The 16617-nt window shown below is 70.5% G+C and carries 18 protein-coding genes and 2 pseudogenes; 12 read left to right on the forward strand and 8 right to left on the reverse strand.

Going from position 1 to position 16617, the window contains the following annotated elements; genetic code table 11:
• Positions 1-6: 6 nt before the first annotated feature.
• Together OG289_RS00895 and mhpA are read right to left on the reverse strand one after the other, a co-directional pair.
• Complete coding sequence (locus OG289_RS00895; protein WP_327312068.1) at positions 7-1101, reverse strand: alpha/beta hydrolase family protein; 1095 nt, start codon at positions 1099-1101, stop codon at positions 7-9.
• A complete protein-coding gene (gene mhpA, locus OG289_RS00900) occupies positions 1098-2654 on the reverse strand; it encodes a bifunctional 3-(3-hydroxy-phenyl)propionate/3-hydroxycinnamic acid hydroxylase MhpA (protein ID WP_327312069.1) in 1557 nt (518 codons plus the stop codon). The genes OG289_RS00895 and mhpA overlap by 4 nt, the downstream gene beginning before the upstream one ends.
• A 174-nt stretch (positions 2655-2828) precedes the next feature.
• Here mhpA and OG289_RS00905 point away from each other — a divergent pair, with 174 nt between their 5' ends.
• From OG289_RS00905 to OG289_RS00925, 5 genes are all read left to right on the forward strand, one after another.
• Positions 2829-3476, forward strand: coding sequence for a TetR/AcrR family transcriptional regulator (locus OG289_RS00905; RefSeq protein ID WP_327312070.1), 648 nt, complete (start codon positions 2829-2831; stop codon positions 3474-3476).
• A 508-nt stretch (positions 3477-3984) separates the two neighbouring features.
• A complete protein-coding gene (locus OG289_RS00910) occupies positions 3985-4212 on the forward strand; it encodes a hypothetical protein (RefSeq protein WP_327312071.1) in 228 nt (75 codons plus the stop codon).
• A gap of 88 nt (positions 4213-4300) precedes the next feature.
• Positions 4301-4972 carry a bifunctional 4-hydroxy-2-oxoglutarate aldolase/2-dehydro-3-deoxy-phosphogluconate aldolase gene (locus tag OG289_RS00915; RefSeq protein WP_327312072.1) on the forward strand — a complete coding sequence of 224 codons (672 nt, stop codon included), beginning with the start codon at positions 4301-4303 and terminating at the stop codon, positions 4970-4972.
• Entirely contained in the window at positions 4969-5937 is a 969-nt protein-coding gene (locus OG289_RS00920) for a sugar kinase (RefSeq protein WP_327312073.1), read from the forward strand. Before OG289_RS00915 ends, OG289_RS00920 begins: the two co-directional genes overlap by 4 nt.
• Positions 5938-5982: 45 nt before the next feature.
• Positions 5983-6528, forward strand: a complete 546-nt coding sequence (locus OG289_RS00925; RefSeq protein WP_327312074.1) for a DUF6805 domain-containing protein — start codon at positions 5983-5985, stop codon at positions 6526-6528.
• 147 nt (positions 6529-6675) lie between these two features.
• On the opposite strand, the gene OG289_RS00930 is transcribed toward OG289_RS00925, so the two are convergent.
• Positions 6676-7365 carry a M24 family metallopeptidase gene (locus tag OG289_RS00930; RefSeq protein ID WP_327312075.1) on the reverse strand — a complete coding sequence of 230 codons (690 nt, stop codon included), beginning with the start codon at positions 7363-7365 and terminating at the stop codon, positions 6676-6678.
• Positions 7366-7531: 166 nt separating this feature from the next.
• Here OG289_RS00930 and OG289_RS00935 point away from each other — a divergent pair, with 166 nt between their 5' ends.
• The 6 genes and pseudogenes from OG289_RS00935 to OG289_RS49510 form a co-directional block, all read left to right on the forward strand.
• On the forward strand, positions 7532-8128 hold the full coding sequence (locus OG289_RS00935; protein ID WP_327312076.1) for a cadmium resistance transporter: 597 nt from the start codon (positions 7532-7534) through the stop codon (positions 8126-8128).
• A 23-nt stretch (positions 8129-8151) separates the two neighbouring features.
• Positions 8152-8642: pseudogene (locus OG289_RS00940) on the forward strand (transposase); the annotation flags it as partial.
• Positions 8643-8699: 57 nt separating this feature from the next.
• Positions 8700-9470 (forward strand): aminoglycoside adenylyltransferase family protein, encoded by a 771-nt coding sequence (locus OG289_RS00945; protein WP_327312078.1) that lies wholly within the window; start codon positions 8700-8702, stop codon positions 9468-9470.
• A gap of 424 nt (positions 9471-9894) precedes the next feature.
• A complete protein-coding gene (locus tag OG289_RS00950; RefSeq protein ID WP_327312079.1) occupies positions 9895-10329 on the forward strand; it encodes a VOC family protein in 435 nt (144 codons plus the stop codon).
• A 290-nt stretch (positions 10330-10619) separates the two neighbouring features.
• Positions 10620-11435, forward strand: coding sequence for a class I SAM-dependent methyltransferase (locus OG289_RS00955; RefSeq protein ID WP_327320543.1), 816 nt, complete (start codon positions 10620-10622; stop codon positions 11433-11435).
• A 450-nt stretch (positions 11436-11885) separates the two neighbouring features.
• Positions 11886-12037: pseudogene (locus OG289_RS49510) on the forward strand (IS256 family transposase); the annotation flags it as partial.
• 485 nt (positions 12038-12522) lie between these two features.
• Here OG289_RS49510 and OG289_RS00960 read toward each other — a convergent pair.
• The 4 genes from OG289_RS00960 to OG289_RS00975 all read right to left on the reverse strand — a co-directional run bounded on the left by OG289_RS00960 (position 12523) and on the right by OG289_RS00975 (position 14552).
• A complete protein-coding gene (locus tag OG289_RS00960; RefSeq protein WP_327312080.1) occupies positions 12523-12813 on the reverse strand; it encodes a hypothetical protein in 291 nt (96 codons plus the stop codon).
• A gap of 219 nt (positions 12814-13032) precedes the next feature.
• Positions 13033-13701 (reverse strand): dihydrofolate reductase family protein, encoded by a 669-nt coding sequence (locus OG289_RS00965; protein WP_327312081.1) that lies wholly within the window; start codon positions 13699-13701, stop codon positions 13033-13035.
• Entirely contained in the window at positions 13701-14207 is a 507-nt protein-coding gene (locus OG289_RS00970; protein WP_327312082.1) for an SRPBCC family protein, read from the reverse strand. Before OG289_RS00970 ends, OG289_RS00965 begins: the two co-directional genes overlap by 1 nt.
• 3 nt (positions 14208-14210) lie before the next feature.
• Complete coding sequence (locus OG289_RS00975) at positions 14211-14552, reverse strand: ArsR/SmtB family transcription factor (RefSeq protein ID WP_175333158.1); 342 nt, start codon at positions 14550-14552, stop codon at positions 14211-14213.
• A gap of 243 nt (positions 14553-14795) precedes the next feature.
• Between OG289_RS00975 and OG289_RS00980 the strand changes: the two genes are divergently transcribed.
• Positions 14796-15599: an SDR family oxidoreductase gene (locus OG289_RS00980; protein WP_327312083.1), complete on the forward strand. Its 804-nt coding sequence runs from the start codon at positions 14796-14798 to the stop codon at positions 15597-15599.
• 142 nt (positions 15600-15741) lie between these two features.
• On the opposite strand, the gene OG289_RS00985 is transcribed toward OG289_RS00980, so the two are convergent.
• Complete coding sequence (locus tag OG289_RS00985; protein WP_327312084.1) at positions 15742-16587, reverse strand: MOSC domain-containing protein; 846 nt, start codon at positions 16585-16587, stop codon at positions 15742-15744.
• Between the last annotated feature and the right edge of the window lie 30 nt (positions 16588-16617).

A 16617-nucleotide genomic window follows, 5' to 3' on the forward strand; every position in this document is an offset into this window, starting at 1 on the left:
GTCTCCCTAACTGTTCGGGGTGCTGTGACCTGCGAGGTGGTCGATGAACCAGTCACCGGTGAGCGCGTCGCGCTCGGCCGCGTGGTTGTAGAGGGTGTGTTCGCCGTCGGGCCAGACTCGCACCGTGGAGGTGGCGGGGTCGGCGGCGCGCAGGAACGGCTCCTGGTCCTCGTAGCGGGCGAGGGGGTCGCGGCCGCCGTGCAGCAGGAGCAGCGGGCAGCGGATGCGGTGCTTGTCCGGGTCGAAGCGCAGGCCGTCCATGACCTCGGTCACCCGGCCCGGGTCGTCGGTGCCGACCACGGCGGCCATCTGCTCGCGGGCGGTGCGGAATTCCGGGACGGTCGGTGCCGCCGGAGCCCCGTTGACGACCACCGCGCCGACGCGCGGATCCGCGGCGGCCAGATGGGCGGCGAACAGGCCGCCGAAGCTGACGCCCTGGATGCCGATGGCGCCGCCGAGCCGCGGATCGGCCTCGACCAGGTCGACGAAGCGTGCGAAGCCGTCGGTTACGTGTTCGTCGACGTACAACCCGTGGCGCAGCCGTGACTCGCCCTGGCCGGGCCCTTCCGCGAGCAGACAGGCCAGGCCGCGCGCGGTGTACGCGTCGGCGACCGCCAGATACGCCGCTCCCCAGCCGCTGAGTCCGCCCCACACGATCACGGTGGCGCGGGGCGGCCCGGCCGGCAGGCACAGCCAGCCGCCGAGGACGCCGTCGCGGTGCGGGATCTCCACGCGCTCCACCTGGGGTGCGAGAGCGGCCGTCGCCGCGGTGTGCCGAGCGTACAGCTCCCGTTTGTCCGCGGTGTCGCTCTGGTACGCCATCTGCGCGAACATCAGGGCCGCCGAGGCGAACCGGTGCGCCTGCCGGGCGGTGACGCCGTGGCCGTTCGCCTCGCCGAGCCGGGCACGCTCCAGTTGTGTGTCGGCGAGTTTCGCGGCGGCGTCCTGCCACGAGAGTCCGGCGGCGGTGTCGGCGAGCAGGCGGCGGGCGTCGGCGGGGTCCATACCGCAGTCGGTGAGCCGGGTGAAGGGCATGGCCCGGTGCTGGGCGGCGACCAGCGGTGGCAGCGCCGCCTCTGCTCCGGAATCCCCGGTGGTCATACGGCTGTCACCGTCGTTCCGGACAGTGCGGCATCGAGGTCGTCCACCAGCACGCCCAGATCCGTGGTGTCGGCCGCCGTGCCGAACAGCACGAAGTCGGGGCGCGCCAGATACGCGACCGCGCCGAGCAGGTGGAGATACTCCGCGTGCCGTCCGTCGAGGTCGTCGACCGTGTCGAGGGCGACCACGGCGCAGCCCAGTCGCTCCAGCCGGGCGAGCCGCTCGGGGCCGAGGGCGGTGGCGGGATCCTCGGCTGTGACCAGGGTGAAGCCGTATCCGGTCAGGTCGTCGAGGCGTCCGGTGCGTCCGTCGGGCAGCCGGATACGGCCCTGTGGGGTGAGGGTGCCGACCGGCGCGTCCGTGTCATGGCGCAGCACTCCGTGAGTGAGGGGCGGGAACGGGGGCGGCGCAGGCATCGTGCCCGCGAAGAAGGCCGCGTCCCGGGCGGCTGCGGCCTCGGTGTCGTGCGTGTTGGCGACCTTGCCGAGGGCGATCGCCGCGTGGGTGAGGGCGGTGACGTGCGGGCGGCGTTCGCTCTCGTAGGTGTCCAGAAGAGCGTCCGGCGCCTGACCGCCCAGGACGAGGTGCAGTTTCCAGGCGAGGTTGGTGGCGTCGCGCAGGCCGCTGCACGCGCCCTGGCCGAGATAGGGGGGCATGGTGTGGGCGGCGTCGCCGGCGAGGAAGACGCTGCCCGTCCGCCAGCGGGTGGCGATGCGCGCCTCGAAGCCGTAGACCAACCGCCGGATGATCCGCACGTCGTCCGGGCCCAGGTCGTGGTAGTGGCGCAGCATCCGCCAGGCGCTGTCCGGGGCGGTCATCCCCTCGCGGGTCTCGCCGGGCAGCAGGGCGAACTCGAAGCGCTGGCGGTTGGTGCCGATGTTGATGGTCATGTGGCCGCGCGCGGGGTCGCAGTACTGGGTGGCGTAGGCGAACTCCGGGGGCTGCGGGCGCAGCCACTCGGTGTCGATGTTGAGCCACTGCTCGTTGAAGCCGAAGTCCTGGCGCTCCACACCGAGCAGTTCGCGTATCCCACTGCGGCTGCCGTCGGCGGCGATCACATAGCGGGCCCGGACCTCGTCGTGCGGGCCGTCCGCAGTCGCTCCGTCGCTGTTCCAGCCGCGCAGACGCAGCGTGACACCGACGGCGTCCTGGTCGAGGCCGGTGACCGCCCAGCCCTGACGGACGTCGACCGTCCCGCAGTCGCGCAGCCGCTTGTCGATCGCGTTCTCCACGTCCGGCTGGTACATGGAGATGTGGCCCGGATACCCCATCGGACCGTCGGGGTTCGCGGGGATGCGCACGAGGGTCTCGCCCTTGCCGTTGAGCCATACGTACTGGCACATCGACGAGTCGCGCAACGCCTCGTCCACGTCGCCCGCCGCCTGGACGATCCGGGCGGTCTCGTCGTCGATGTGGGTGAGCCTGGGCAGCCCGTACAGACCGGGCCAGCGCTCGCAGACCACCACCCGGTGGCCGAGCCGGCCGAGCAGGGAAGCGGCGGTGAGGCCGGTCGGTCCGTAGCCGACGACCGCGACGTCATAGAGGGGAGCCATGAGACACCTCCGGGAACACTCCCGCGCCATTGCGAGGGGTGAGGTGAGCAGGAAACGGCGGGCACGGCGGTGCACGCCCGGATCAGCATGTGAATGACCATTCACATTTAATGTGAGTCGAGGTTCACATGACGGCAACGTGGACGTCAAGAGCCCCGTCGATAAGATGCGTAGGTGACCGAGTCCCGCACCGGCAGGCCCACCGCCCTCCAGGACCGCAGCCGCCGCTCTCAGCAGGACATCCTGCAGGCCGGGTACGCCCTGCTCGAAGAGGGCGGAGTGGACGCGCTCACCGTGGCCGCCGTCGCCGAGCGGGCCGGCATGGCGGTCGGCAGCATCTACCGCCGGTTCGGTGACAAGGAAGGACTCCTGCTGGCCATCCAGCACGCCTTCACCGAAAACCTCCAGGCCGAGATCACGGAACGCATGTCCGAGGAGCGGTTGCGCCTCCTGCGCGATCCGGCCGTGGCGATCGCCGAGGCCGTCGGCGCGATCACCGACGCCTTCCGGGCGCACGAAGCCCTGCTACGCGTCTTCCTGCTGCTCGGCACCCGGCACGAAGCGGTGCGCGCCGAGGGCTCCCGCGTCAGTGTCGAGGGCAACCGCCACTTCGCCGAGGCGCTGCGGCACACGCCCGTCGCGCATGCGGACCCCGAGGCCGCGCTGGACTTCGCCTACCGCCTGGTCTACGCCGCGATCGCACACCGCATCACCCAGGGCGAGTTCCTGGAGTCCGAGCGGCCACTGCCCTGGAGCGAGCTGCGCAGCCACCTGCAGACGGCGGCCGTCTCCTACCTCCTCGGCACCCGGGAAGGCCACTGAGCCCCCGGCTCGTCGCCCCACCCAAGTCGCGTGAACTTGCCCTCGAGTGCAACGTGATTCGCAATTCACATCACCGGCCTGTGGGTACCCCCATATCAGCAGCGACCCCAGCCCACCGGGCCGAGTGCCCGACCCTGCCGACGATGTCAGGAGCGCGATGTCCACCGCCCCGCCATCCGCCAACGCCTCCGCCGCCGGGGTTCGAACGGCATCCCTGAGTTCGACGTCGGCCCGTTCTCCGACGAGGCCATCGGCGACCCCTACCCGCTCTCCCGGGACCTGGACCTGGACCTGGACCTGGACCGTCGAAGTGTGCGCGGTCCTGGCGTCCGGGGAGAGCCGACCGGAGTCACGAACCTGTCGATGCACCAGGCACAGCCCGGCCTGCTCGCAGGGTCCACGACCGACGGTCCGGACCTGGCGGGCGGACGCCCCCGGGCCGGACTTGGCCTCATGCGACCGCCTGGGCGGGCCTGTCTCGGGCTACCAGGCGGCCAGTGAGCCGTCCGTGTTGCGCCAGACCTGGGGCGACTACGTCGCGCCCGCCCTGCTGCTGGACGACGCCCACACCACCCTCGCGGTCAAGCTCGCCTACGGCTACGTCAACGCGCACGGCTCACCGCTGGGGAACCTGGTCGCCGCGGGCGCGGTGATGTACGTCGTCCCGGTGCTGGCGCTGTTCCTGATCGTGCAGCGGGGCTTCGTCACCGGCGTCGCCACCTCTGGACTCAAGTGACTTCGCGTTTACCGACTCACCTTGCTGCAAAGGAACTTCGCATGACCGACACCCAGGCAAGCCTCACGTCCTCCGCGGCGGTGGGGTCATGACGGAGCGTCCTGCCCTCACCCCGCAGCTCGGCCGGACCCGGGTCATGGCCATCCTCAGGTCGGCCGACGCCTCCGGGCTGCCCGCCGTGGCCCGGGCGCTCGCGGCCGGCGGCGTCACCTGCCTGGAGGTCACCCTCACCACCGCCGGAGCACTCGACGCGCTGACCCGCATCCGGGCGGAACTCGGCCCCGGCGTCGCGATCGGCGCCGGCACCGTGATCACCGGCGACCAGGCCCGCGACGCGCTGGCGGCGGGAGCGGAGTTCCTGGTCGCCCCCGTCGTGGACACCGCCGTCGTCCGGCACGCGGCGGACCGGGGCATCCCGTGCTACCCGGGCGCCTGGACACCGACCGAGGTGTCCCAGGCATGGCAGGCGGGCGCCGCCGCCGTCAAACTCTTCCCCGCGAGCACGGGCGGTCCCGGACATCTGCGCCAGCTGCGGGCGCCCCTCCCCGACATCCCACTCGTCGCAGTCGGCGGCGTCGGCCTCGACGAGGCGCGGGACTACCTCGACGCGGGCGCCAGTGCGGTCGGCATCGGCTCCCCGCTGCTGCGCGGGGCGGACCGCGACCCGGCCCCGGGGGCACTGGACGCCCTCACCACGAGGGCGCGCACCCTGCTGGACGCGGTACGGGCCACCGTGCGGGCCGGGGAGGCGAGCGCGTGAGCACGTCCGCACCCCCGCCCGGCGAGCCCTACCTCGTCACCCTCGGCGACGTGCTCGCCGTCATGGCGGCCCGGGATCCCGGGCCGTTCGCGCTCGGCACGACACTGCGGTTGGGGATCGCCGGCGCGGAGTCCAACGTCGCCGTCGGGGTCAGCCGGCTCGGCGGATCCGCGACCTGGATCGGCCGGGTGGGCGACGACGAACTCGGCGAACTCGTCCTGCGGGAACTACGGGCCGAAGGGGTCGACGTCGTAGCCGCGCGCGACCCCGCCCCCACCTCCCTGCTGCTGAAGGAACGCCGCACCTCCACCCACAGCCGTACGCGCTACTACCGCACCCACACGGCCGGGGCCCGGCTGACCGTGGACGACATTCCCGAGGACGTCGTCGCGGGGGCGGCGGTCCTGCACATCACGGGCATCACCCCGGCGCTCGGGGAGGGGCCCGCCGCGGCCGTGACCCGGGCCGTGGACATCGCCGCGGACGCAGGCGTGACCATCTCCCTGGACGTCAACTTCCGCTCGCTGCTGTGGAGCGAGGCCGAGGCCCGGCGCGCTCTGCTGCCGCTGCTGCGCAGGAGCGACCTGGTCTTCGCCGGACCGCACGAGGCCGCTCTCGTGGTGTCCGATGCCGACGGACCGGAGGAACTCGCCCAGGGCATCTGCGACCTGGGGCCCGGCGGGGCCGTGATCAAGCTCGGTGCCGACGGGGCGTACGCCCTCCTCGACGGACGGCCCCACCGGCAGCCCGCCATACCGGTCCGCGTGCACGACTCGGTGGGCGCGGGCGACGCGTTCGCCGCCGGGTACCTGGCCGAACTGCTCGCGGGGGAGCCCCCGCAGCGGCGGCTGAGGACGGCGGCCCTGCTCGGCGCCTTCGCGGTGAGCACCGCCGGCGACTGGGAGGGCCTGCCCCGGCGCTCCGAACTCGGGCTGCTGGACCACCACGACGACATCGTCCGCTGAAGCCCCCTCAACCCGCCCTGCTCGATGAACATCCCAGGACCACGCATGCGCACAAGCTCCCTCACCGGCGCGATCCCCGTCCTCACCGGCTCCTATACCCACGACTCCGGCGGCAACGGCCCCGGCATCGCGGCCCTGCGGCTCGATCCCACGACCGGACACCTCTCGTACGACGGGGTGGCGCCGCTGCCCGTGAGCGGGGCCTCGTTCCTGGCGGCGCACCCGTCGCTCGAGCAACAGCCTGAAAGCGACCACCGGTTCGAGGGGCACGACACGTGGTCGGGCCTCACCGACGGGCTGAGGTGGCGGGCCGCCACCGGATGGTGGTCCTACCGCCTGACGGACCGGGACGACGCCGCCACCGGCCTGCAAGTGACCCACCTCTCGGACCGAAGTGCCGGATCGACCCGCGTACTGGTCGACGGCCGTGCGCTGGGCACACTCACACCCTCACCGGACCCCGAGGGCGAGGAAACCTCCCAGGTGCTCCCGCTCGACGCGACCGGTCTTGCCAGGACCGTCGAGATTCGATTCGAAGCGGTCGGCCCTGCAACCACCATCCGGCTGCGCGAAGTACGCCTGCTGCGCTGACGCGACCCCAGGGGCCGGGTCCCGACTGCGGGCGCTGGAGACCCATGAGGGCGGGTCGGTGCGTACGCCTTCTCTCCGACCACGGCCACGCCGACGAGTGAGCGGATCGTCGCCCGACTCGGCGCCAGGGCGCCCCTTGTTGTCGGGTCAGAGCGTGAGCAGCTCTTCGTAGAAGCCGCCGAACTTCCGCTCCCCGTCGATGAGATGGATCTCCAGGATCCAGTGGCAGCGGCGTCCGGCCTTGTCGGTGCGGCGCAGCGGGGTGTCGTTGGCGGGGGTGATGTACGACTCCGTGTCCGCGCCGTCGATCCACTCGTGCGGGAATTCGCCGACCAGGTGCCCGGCGTGCCAGCCGCCCAGCTCCCAGCCGGCGTCGGCGGCCAGCCGCTCCACCTCGGCGTACAGCCGCTTGCCGGTGATGTCCGGGTCGCTCTCGAAGAACCGCTTGCCGGAGGCGAAGACCTCGGGCAGGTCGTCCCGCAGTCGCCGCTTGACCGGGTCGTCGCCGAGGACGAAGGTCCGGCCGAAGTCGGCCTCGTACTCCTCGAAGATCGGCCCGAAGTCGGCGAAGACGATGTCGTCCGCGCCGATCTCCCGGTCCGGCGGGTTCTCCCGGTACGGCGCGAGGGTGTTCGGGCCCGAGCGCACGATCCGCTTGTGCCAGTGCCGGGTCGTACCGAAGAGCTCGTTCGCCAGGTCCCGGATCCGATCGCTGACCGCCCGCTCGCCCTCGCCCGCCTTGACGAGCCCGCGTTCCTCGATCTCCGCGAAGAGCTGTTCGGCCTTGGCCTGGGCGTCCAGCAGTCGTGCCGCACGCGTGGGTTCGTCGTCCGCCATGGGGCCGACCGTAATTACCCAGATCGCTCCCGGCAACGGGATTCCGGAGGCCGGCCGGTCCGCGGTCGGGCCGTCGGGCGGTCAATAGGGCGGTCGGGCCGTCGGCGGCCGGGCGGTCGGCGGCGGGTACGCTCCCGGAGCGACCGCGTGAGAAAGGCAGCCCTCTGTGGACTTGGGCATTGTCGGGCAGGCGATCGGACTTTTCGCCGTCACCAACGTCGACGACATCCTGATCCTGTCGCTGTTCTTCGCCCAGGGTGCCGCACACACGGGCTCCACCCGTCGCATCGTGCTCGGCCAGTATCTCGGCTTCATCGCGATCCTCGCCGTCGCCGTCGCCTCCGCGTTCGGGGCCACGTTGCTGCCCGATTCGGCGATTCCGTACCTCGGTCTGCTCCCCCTCGCGCTCGGCCTGAAGGCGGCGTGGCAGGCGTGGCGGCACCGGCATGAGGCCGACGAGGAGCGGGAGTCGGGAGAAGGTGGTCCCAAGGCCGTGGAGGTCGCCGCGGTGACCTTCGCCAACGGTGGGGACAACATCGGCGTCTACGTGCCCGTGTTCGCCACCGCCGGAGCCGGTGGGACGAGCGTGTACGCCGTCGTCTTCCTGGTCCTGGTGGCGGTGTGGTGCTTCGCCGGACGGCTCTTCGCCACCCGTCCCCTCATCGCCAGGGCGCTCAGCCGGTGGGGTCACGTCCTGCTGCCGATGGTCCTCATCTCCATCGGGCTGCTCATCCTCATCGACGGCGGCGCCTTCGGCCTGTAGCGGCGGTGCGGACCGGACAGGTGGCTACATCTGTTTCGAGGACGAGGCAGGCTTCACCCGGCGGCCGCCCAAAGGACGCCCTGGGGCCGACGCGGAGTGACTCCGCAGGTGACGGTGAGCGGGCGACGTTCAGGACGTCTGTCCGTGGCCGGGCTGATCGCCATGCGGCCCGGCTCCCGGACCCGGCTGTGCCACCGCCTGCGCACTCACCCCTCGGGCAACGGAAAACGTCGCAGCATGGGAGAGCGCGACCTCATCGCGCTGATCTACGGCACCCACCAGTTCGTCAAGGCGTCGATCGTGCTGGTGTGGGACCGCCTGAACACCCACGTCTCCCACGCTGTGCGTGAGCTGATCGCCGAGCGCGAAGGGGTGACAGTGTTCCTGCTACCCGCCTACTCGCCCGACCTCAACCCCGTCGAGGGCGTATGGGCGCACGTCACACCGGCCAGACACCCTCGACGGCTGCATCACAGGAACCGGCCTCGCCCTCGGCATCCCTGCAACTCCCTGACCAGCCGAAGTCGCATAATGCCGGGCAGTCCGCCGGATGACAGGAGACGCTGATGCAGTGAATCAGGTGCAGGAGATCGTGGGGCTGGTCGGCGGTGTGCTGGGCCAAGATGTCATCGGCACCTACCTCCACGGCTCCTCCGTGCTCGGCGGACTCAGGCCTGCCAGCGACGTGGACGTACTGGTCGTCTCCCGGCGGCGAATGGACGAGCAGGATCGACGGACACTCCTCGGTGGACTCCTCCGGATCTCCGGCTCCCGAAACAAGGTCCGCCCGGTCGAGCTCACCGTGGTCGTCCAGTCCGAGGTCCGGCCGTGGCGGTACCCGCCGACCGGCGACTTCCTCTACGGCGAGTGGCTGTGTGCGGAGTACGAGGCCGGGGAGGTCCCCCAGCCGGAGCCGATGCCCGATCTGGCCCTGCTGATCACTATGACGCTGACCGGCGACCACCCCCTCACCGGCCCGCGCCCGGCGCAGGTCCTCGACCCGGTCCCGCAGACCGACCTGGTCCGGGCGAGCGTGGCGGGTATCCCCGGCCTGCTCGACGACCTGGACAGCGACACCCGCAACGTCCTGCTGACCTTCGCCCGCATCTGGACCACGCTCGCCACTGGCCAGATCAAGTCGAAGGACGCCGCCGCCGACTGGGCGCTCGCCCAGCTCCCGCCCGAGCACCGCCCCGCCCTCGAGCACGCCAGGCAGCTTTATCTCAACTGCTCCTACTCCGAGGAGAGCTGGAGTGATGCGTTGAAGGCGCAGGTGTGTCCGCATGTGGACCGCGTGCTCGCTGAGATCGACCGGCTGCGCGCCCGAACCCAGCGGATGTGAGGGCCGCTGCCTGAACTCCCGGCACTCCGGCCTGACCCACCTCGGCGAGGGTGGGACAAACCTGCTCATGCTGATGGCGAAGTCCCGGCACAAGAAGGCGGAGAACGTACGGAAGCATTTCCACCCCTCCCGGAGGCGATCGCCGAAGTCACCAGCCTGGTCGCGCCGGGCGACCGCCGACGCTGAGCACGGGCGGGTTGCCTCCCGTACGCTCCTTCGTTGGACTGGGGCGTGGCTACAACTCACCTGCGCACATGCGACGTTCCCGAAGTCCACCAGGACCTCCTCCAGTGGGGGCACCGTCAGGATCGTCATCCCACGGCTCAAGGTCCCACTCATCGCCAAGAGTCGGCCGCATGCGCCACAACCCAGCCAGGGGCGGACCCGTGGAAACGATGAAAGACCCCGCCTCTACGATGGACCGATGGCATCGATCAAGCAGTTCCAAGTCACCTTCGACTGCGCAGAACCTGAGCGCGTCGCTCGTTTCTGGTGCGAGGTGTTGGGATACGTCGTACCGCCGCCACCGGAGGGGTTTGCCACTTGGAACGATTTCGATCGCGCACTGCCCCCTGAGCGTCAGGGTTCGGCGTTCGCGTGCATTGATCCCTCAGGTGTGGGCCCGCGACTGTTCTTCCAGCGCGTTCCCGAAGGCAAGGTCGTCAAGAATCGGCTGCATCTTGACGTGCGGGTCGGCACCGGGCTCGTGGGTGAAGAGCGCGTGGCCGCACTTGAGGCCGAATGCGCACGACTGGTCGCGCTCGGCGCGGTACGCGGGCAGCTACTGCTTGCCGATGGATTCAACGAGTCGTGCCTCGGGATGCAGGACGTCGAGGGCAACGAGTTCTGTCTCGACTGAGTGGCCGCGAACGCGGCACCTTCGCGAGCCGACCGGTGCAGTTCGCCATCAGTACCTGTTTCTGATCTGGGACCGGTGACGAGCTGGTGGACGACTCGTTGAGCCGACATGATCGATGGTGTGACGGATCTCGATGATCGATTCCAAGGGGTTTAGTGGTCGTCGGCGGTCAGTGCGCGCATGACCGGCCGGCCGCGCATGAACCTGGCTCCACTCATCGGGCCCCCTTGGAATCGATCATCTAGGCTGGCGCGGTGACTGATGAGCAGGAGCGGGTGCAGCCGTCGGGAGTGTGGGCCACGGCGGTGGGGGTGGCCAGGGTGCGGGCGCTGGAGACCGAGCGGGAGAACGCGCTGTTCCGCGACCCACTGGCACAGGCCTTCGCCACCGCCGGCGGCCTGGGGCCCTCCTCGCCGCCGCTGCCCGGTGACGAGGCCGCGCGACGCCGCCGGCTGGCCGTGTCGTTCTCCATCGTCATCAGGACCAAGTTCCTCGACGACCTGTTGCAGCAGGCCTCCGCGTCCGGGGTCCGGCAGATCGTGCTGCTCGGCGCCGGCATGGACAGCCGGGCCTTCCGGATGGACTGGCCCGAGGGCACCCGGCTGTTCGAGGTCGACACCGCTGCGCCATTGGACTTCAAGGCTTCGGTGCTGCGCCAGGAGCGGGCCGTCGCACGCTGCGAGCGGATCACCGTCGCGGTGGATCTGCGTGAGGACTGGCCAGGCGCGCTGGCCGCCGCAGGGCACGACCCGGCGGTGCCGACCGTGTGGATCGCCGAAGGACTGCTGATCTATCTGCCCGAGGACGCGGTGGAGCTGCTGCTGGCCCGGATCAGCGCGCAGTCGGCGGCAGGCAGTCGGATGGGGCTGACGTTGGGCTCGCGCGGCGTGATCGAGCGCTTCGGCGCGGACGCCGTGCCGGGATCGGCGGCGTCCATGTGGGTTTCGGAGATGCCCGACGACCCGGTGGGCTGGCTGGCCGGGCACTGCTGGGAGGCCGACAGCCACACCCTGCGCGAGCGCGCTGCCGCCTACGGCCGCCCGATCAGCACCCCGCCGCAGCGCGAGGAGCGGCCCGGCGGACTGATCTCGGCGGTCCGCCGGTAGAGCGCCTCCCGGTTCCCTGGATGATCGATTCCAAGGGGGCCTGATGAGTGGAGCCAGGTTCATGCGCGGCCGCCGGTCATGCGCGCGCTGACCGCCTACGACCACTGAACCCCTTGCGCAACATTCCAGGTTCCAGCCCGTCGTGGCGCCCGGACGGGCGGCCGACGGCGGTGGCCCGGGCGTACCGCCGCGGCTGCGAGTGCCCGCGCCGATCGGCCTGCGTCCTGATCGTGCCGCCGACCGCGCTGCTCGTGCGGGCCCCGTGGCGCGGCGGTCCGAGCGGCTGACCAGCGGACGGCGTCCCGCCGAGTGGTGTAGCCAGTCAAGGGTCGTGAACGCTCAGGTGTCTGCCCGGGGCGTGACCCCGTGTGAGTGACTGCTCCCCAAACAAGGGCAGGCCATCGCGCAAGTCGCCCTGGTGAACGGGCGGTTCGACCGTGGGAGCGCGTGATGGCCTTGTCCCCGTCTGACCTGATGCGGCTGCTGGAGTCACTACGCACGGCCGACGGAATTGCGACGATCAGGGTGCTGTGCGAACGCATCCTGCAGGAACTCATCGAGGCTGAGGCCCCGAGGTCATCGGTGGCGCCCCCGGCGAGCACTGACGTAGGGCCGACGTCGTCCAGGTCTTCCCCAACCCCGCTGCCCTCGACCGGCTCGCCGCCGCGGTCCTGGCCGAACTCCTCAACCCCAACCCCCACCGAGGACAAGCGCCGGCTTCCCCCGACCGAACCGAATCAGCTCGGCCAGTGACTACACCCGCTCGGTGGGACGTGATCCTCGGTGGCGGTGACGAGGGGCCGGCCGTCGCGTCCCAGTGGTGTGCTCATGCCTCAATGGTGCCCGGCCGCCATGGAATCGAAAGGATGTGAGCTACAGGGCCGCTTTCCATGCCGCCGTGCAGATGTGGCAGCTCATCGACCGGCACGGCGGCCGGTCGCCGGCTCTGTGGATGGAGGCGATGCCGGGAACGTTGCGGGTGACGCCACCGCCGGCATGAGCAGGGTCGACAGCCCGGCTTCGCGAGGTCCTCGCCCATGCGTGAGGGTGCGGCGGGAGAACTCCCGCCGACCCTCCTGGCCGTTCCCTAGAAGGCGAGCGAGCCCTTCACCCGCGCCTTGTTGTCCCTGAACTGGATCTTGCTATGAGTTCCGTCCTTCACGTTCGTGGCAACCGCTGTCCAGGACTGGCCGACTTTCGTCCATCGCTCCTGGCAGTCCCAGGACGCCTCAGCCGTCCGCCAGCACCAGTTGATCTCCTGCGTTCCGTAGCCGCTCCACAGCCGGACATTGAAGTCGTTGCACCGGCTGGTGGTTGCGTACCAGGCATACGCATTGGAGGGGACGAAGCCGTTGACGCCGCTCTTGGTGAACGACATAGCGCCGCCGTAGCAGGTGGCCGCGCTGGCGGGGGTGGCGGCGGCGATCAGGCCAGCCAACGTAGTGAGCTGCCGCTCACGGAGTACCTGCGAGTGCCCCGGAGGTCCCCGCTGCCGCAGAATTCTGTAAAGGGCTATTCGCAGTTGGCCGTGGTGGCCCGCTGATTCAAGCGTGTGCGCCGTGGGTGCTCGGGTCGCCAGGGTGGAGTGGTGGTGCGGCTACCGTGGGTGCACGGCGTAGGTCAGGTGCGTCACCCGCGACGACGGCTCCGAACGGACCGGCTCCAGCGCGACCCTGGACGCGTCCACGCCGTCGAACAGGCGGGTGCCGGCGCCGAAAAGCACCGGTGACAGCGTGATCGAGAACTCGTCGACCAGGCCGGCGTTCAGGTGCTCCAGGATCGTCGCGCCGCCGCCGGCGATGCGGACGTCGCGGTCGCCGGCGGCCTCGCGGGCCTGGTCGAGGGCGCGCTCGATGCCGTCGTTGACGAAGTGGAACGTGGTGCCGCCGGGCCGCTCCCACGGGTCACGCTTGGTGTGCGTCACGACGAAGACCGGGGTGTGGAAGGGCGCCTCCTCCGGCCATGACTGCTCGCCGAGGTCGAACATGCGCTTGCCCATGACGCTCGCGCCGGTGCGCTGGAACGTCTCCCGTGCTACGTCGTTGTCGCGGCCCTCGTCGCCGCCCTCGCCCAGCTTCAGGTTCTCCCGGAAGAACCGCAGCGGGAACGCCCACTGCTGCAGCTCCGTCCACTGCGCCATCCAGCGCTGAACGTCCGGGTCGTCCTGCTTGTCGGGCGCGAAGAGCTCGTCTTCAACGGGCACGGACTCGGGTGCGATGAAGCCGTCCAGCGACATCGACACGCTGAAGAACACCTTCCCGGCCATCAGCCCTCCACCCCCTTCCGCGCGAGGTCGGTGACGTAGGCCGCCAAGCTGCTCAGGGTCTGCCGGCCGCCCTCGATCGCGTGGTACTTCTCGACCGCCTCGTCGCGCAGTTCCTTGGTGGGGAACACCGTGCGCATCACGATCCGGGTCGACGCGCCGTCAGGCGCGAAGGTCAGGAGCGACTCGAAGGCGTTCGGGTCGTCGCGGGACTCACCGTGCAGCAGCGCGATCCGCTCCGGCGGGGCGATCCGCAGCCAGCGGATCCACTCGGAGTAGTCGGTCCCGTCCGGCCCGTGCAGCACGAAGTCCCACTCCCCGCCCTCGCGGAACTCGAAGGACCGCGTGGTGGTGGTGAACCCCTCCGGACCCCACCACCGCGACAGGTGCCGGACCTCGGTGAACGCCTCGAACACCAGCTCCCGCGGGGCGTCGATGACCCGGGAGATCACGATCTCCCGGTCGGCCGTCGCCGGCTCCGCCCCCGATTCTTGCCTTGCCCCTGCCATCGGTCATTCCTCCTGCCGTGTCTGCTTGAGGTCCTGCACATAGGTGTCCAGCCGGTCGAAACTCTCGTTCCAGAACCGCTCGAATCCGCCGACCCACTCGTGGACCGGCCGCAGCCCGCGGGCGTCCAGGCCGTAGAGGCGCTGCTTGCCCACCCCGCGGACCCGCACCAGCCCCACCTCCCGGAGCACCCGCAGGTGCTTGGACGCCCCCGGCTGGCTCATCCCCAGCTCCTGGGCCAGGTCGGTCACCGGCCGCTCACCCGCCCGCAGCAGCGCCAGGATGTCCCGGCGCTGCGGCTCGGCGATCGCGTTGAACGCGTCCGACGTCGTCGCTGCTCGTGCCATGGCAGCAATCATATTCCCATATCGGAATGCGTCAAGCCGGTTGGGAATCGGGCGAGTCTTGTCGGATGACGATCGCCGGTTAAGGCAAGGGCGTTGCACTCGGCGGGACGCCATCGACCAGCGCCGAACACGGTCTCCCGCTGCGCCTCGTCGTGCCGCACCTGTACGGCTGCTGAATCCCCAAGTGACCTTTGGCGAAAAAGCGGTTGCCGAGCCGGTGATGCTCATGGACGATCTCGGATCGTGACGACGAGCAACGGCCGAGGACGCCCTGATCACGGTCAGATCAGCCCGCCTGCCCGTCCGCTCGCCCTGGTCACCGGGGTGGGACGCACTGTCGGCATCGGCGCGGGCATCGCCCGTCGCTTGGCGGCGTCGGGCTGGGACATCGCTTTCACCTACTGGACTCCCTACGACGAGCGCATGGCCTGGGGCCGCGAGCCCGGCGCGACCGGGGCGATCACCGAGGGCCTCGCCGAGCAGGGTGCGGCCACCGTGACCGTCGAAGCCGACCTCTCCGACCCGGACACCCCGGCCCGTGTCTTCGACGAGGTCGAACGCGGTCTCGGCCCGGTGACCGCGTTGGTGATGTGCCACTGCGAATCGGTCGACTCCGGACTGCTCGACACCACCGTGGAAAGCTTCGACCGGCACTTCGCGGTCAATGCCCGCGCCACCTGGCTGCTGATCCGCGAGTACGGCCTGCGATTCGCCGCCACCCCGGGCAGCGGGCGGATCATCAGCCTCACCAGCGACCACACCGTCGGCAACCTTCCCTACGGAGCCAGCAAGGGCGCGCTGGACCGCATCACCCTTGCCGCCGCACACGAATTCGCTCATCTCGGCATCACCGCCAACGTCATCAATCCGGGGCCGGTGGACACCGGCTGGATGACCGACGACGGACGCGCCTACGTACTCCGCCAGACCCCGCTCAACCGCCTCGGCACACCGCAGGACACCGCGCACCTCGTCGACTTCCTCTGCTCACCGCAGGGCCAGTGGATCAACGGCCAACTCCTCTTGAGCAACGGCGGATTCGCATAGCGAGCCGCCTGCACCCCAGAGTCCCCGCCGGCGTCCCTGACGCGATGTCGGGCGATGGCCGGGACGCGTCGGTCTGCCGTCGCGCAGGCGGCCGAACCGGGAGAGCCGCACCTCGGGCAGCCGTGTGAGGAGGTCCGTCCGATCACGGTCCGTCCTGCCGCGTGACCTGGTCGCCCAGCCGGACCGTGCCTGGTTCCAGGACGTCCAGGTACACCCCGAAGCACGCCAGCCGACCCAGGTCGAAGACGGGTATCCGGTGTTCACGGGCGACCGCACGCATGATGCCGGGATCGGGTCCCAGCTCGTCATGGCCGAGGGTGGGAACCACACAGCGCGGGGTGGGCAGCACCACGCGGAAGAGTGCCTCGCCCACGCGCACATGCCGGTCCACCCACGTGTCCTCCACGAAACCCGGTCCTTCGCCGGTGTCGACGACCAGGTTCGGACGGAAGCGGCGGGGATCGAAGTCGCCGCCGGGATACACCGCCCGGAGCCTCGCCAAGGACGAGGTGGTGACGAGGTGCACCCTGCCGAAGTCGAAGAACGTCCCCGGGACGACCCTGCCGACGGTGATCTCCTCGCCCGTGCCGTCCACGGTGGCCCTCGCACGCACGGCATCCGGGACACCGCCCTCGTACTCGGGTACCGCGCGCTCCAGCGTGCTGTGCGGCGGTGCGCTGCCCGAGACGCACACCGGGCGGCCCAGCAGTTCGGACAGGCGTGCGTCCAGACCGGAATCCCCGACCGGGAAGGTCACTCCGTCGGGCAGTTCGACCTGGACGGCGCCGTCGTCGGTCAACCGGCTGCGGCAGTCCAGCAGTTGGCCCCACTTGCGCGGGTGCTTGACGCTCCCGATCGCACCCGCGTCGTCGAGCACGGCGTGCGTGCGGTCACCGGAGAGCCCTGTACGGGTGACCGCCACGGACCGCAACGGCTCACCGAGCATGGACTTCACCGGATACCGGGCCAACGCGGTCACAGTCCCCATGGAGATCGATTATGGCGCTCCCGCTCCCCC

It is taken from the genome of Streptomyces sp. NBC_01235 (assembly GCF_035989285.1).
Lineage (GTDB): Bacteria > Actinomycetota > Actinomycetes > Streptomycetales > Streptomycetaceae > Streptomyces.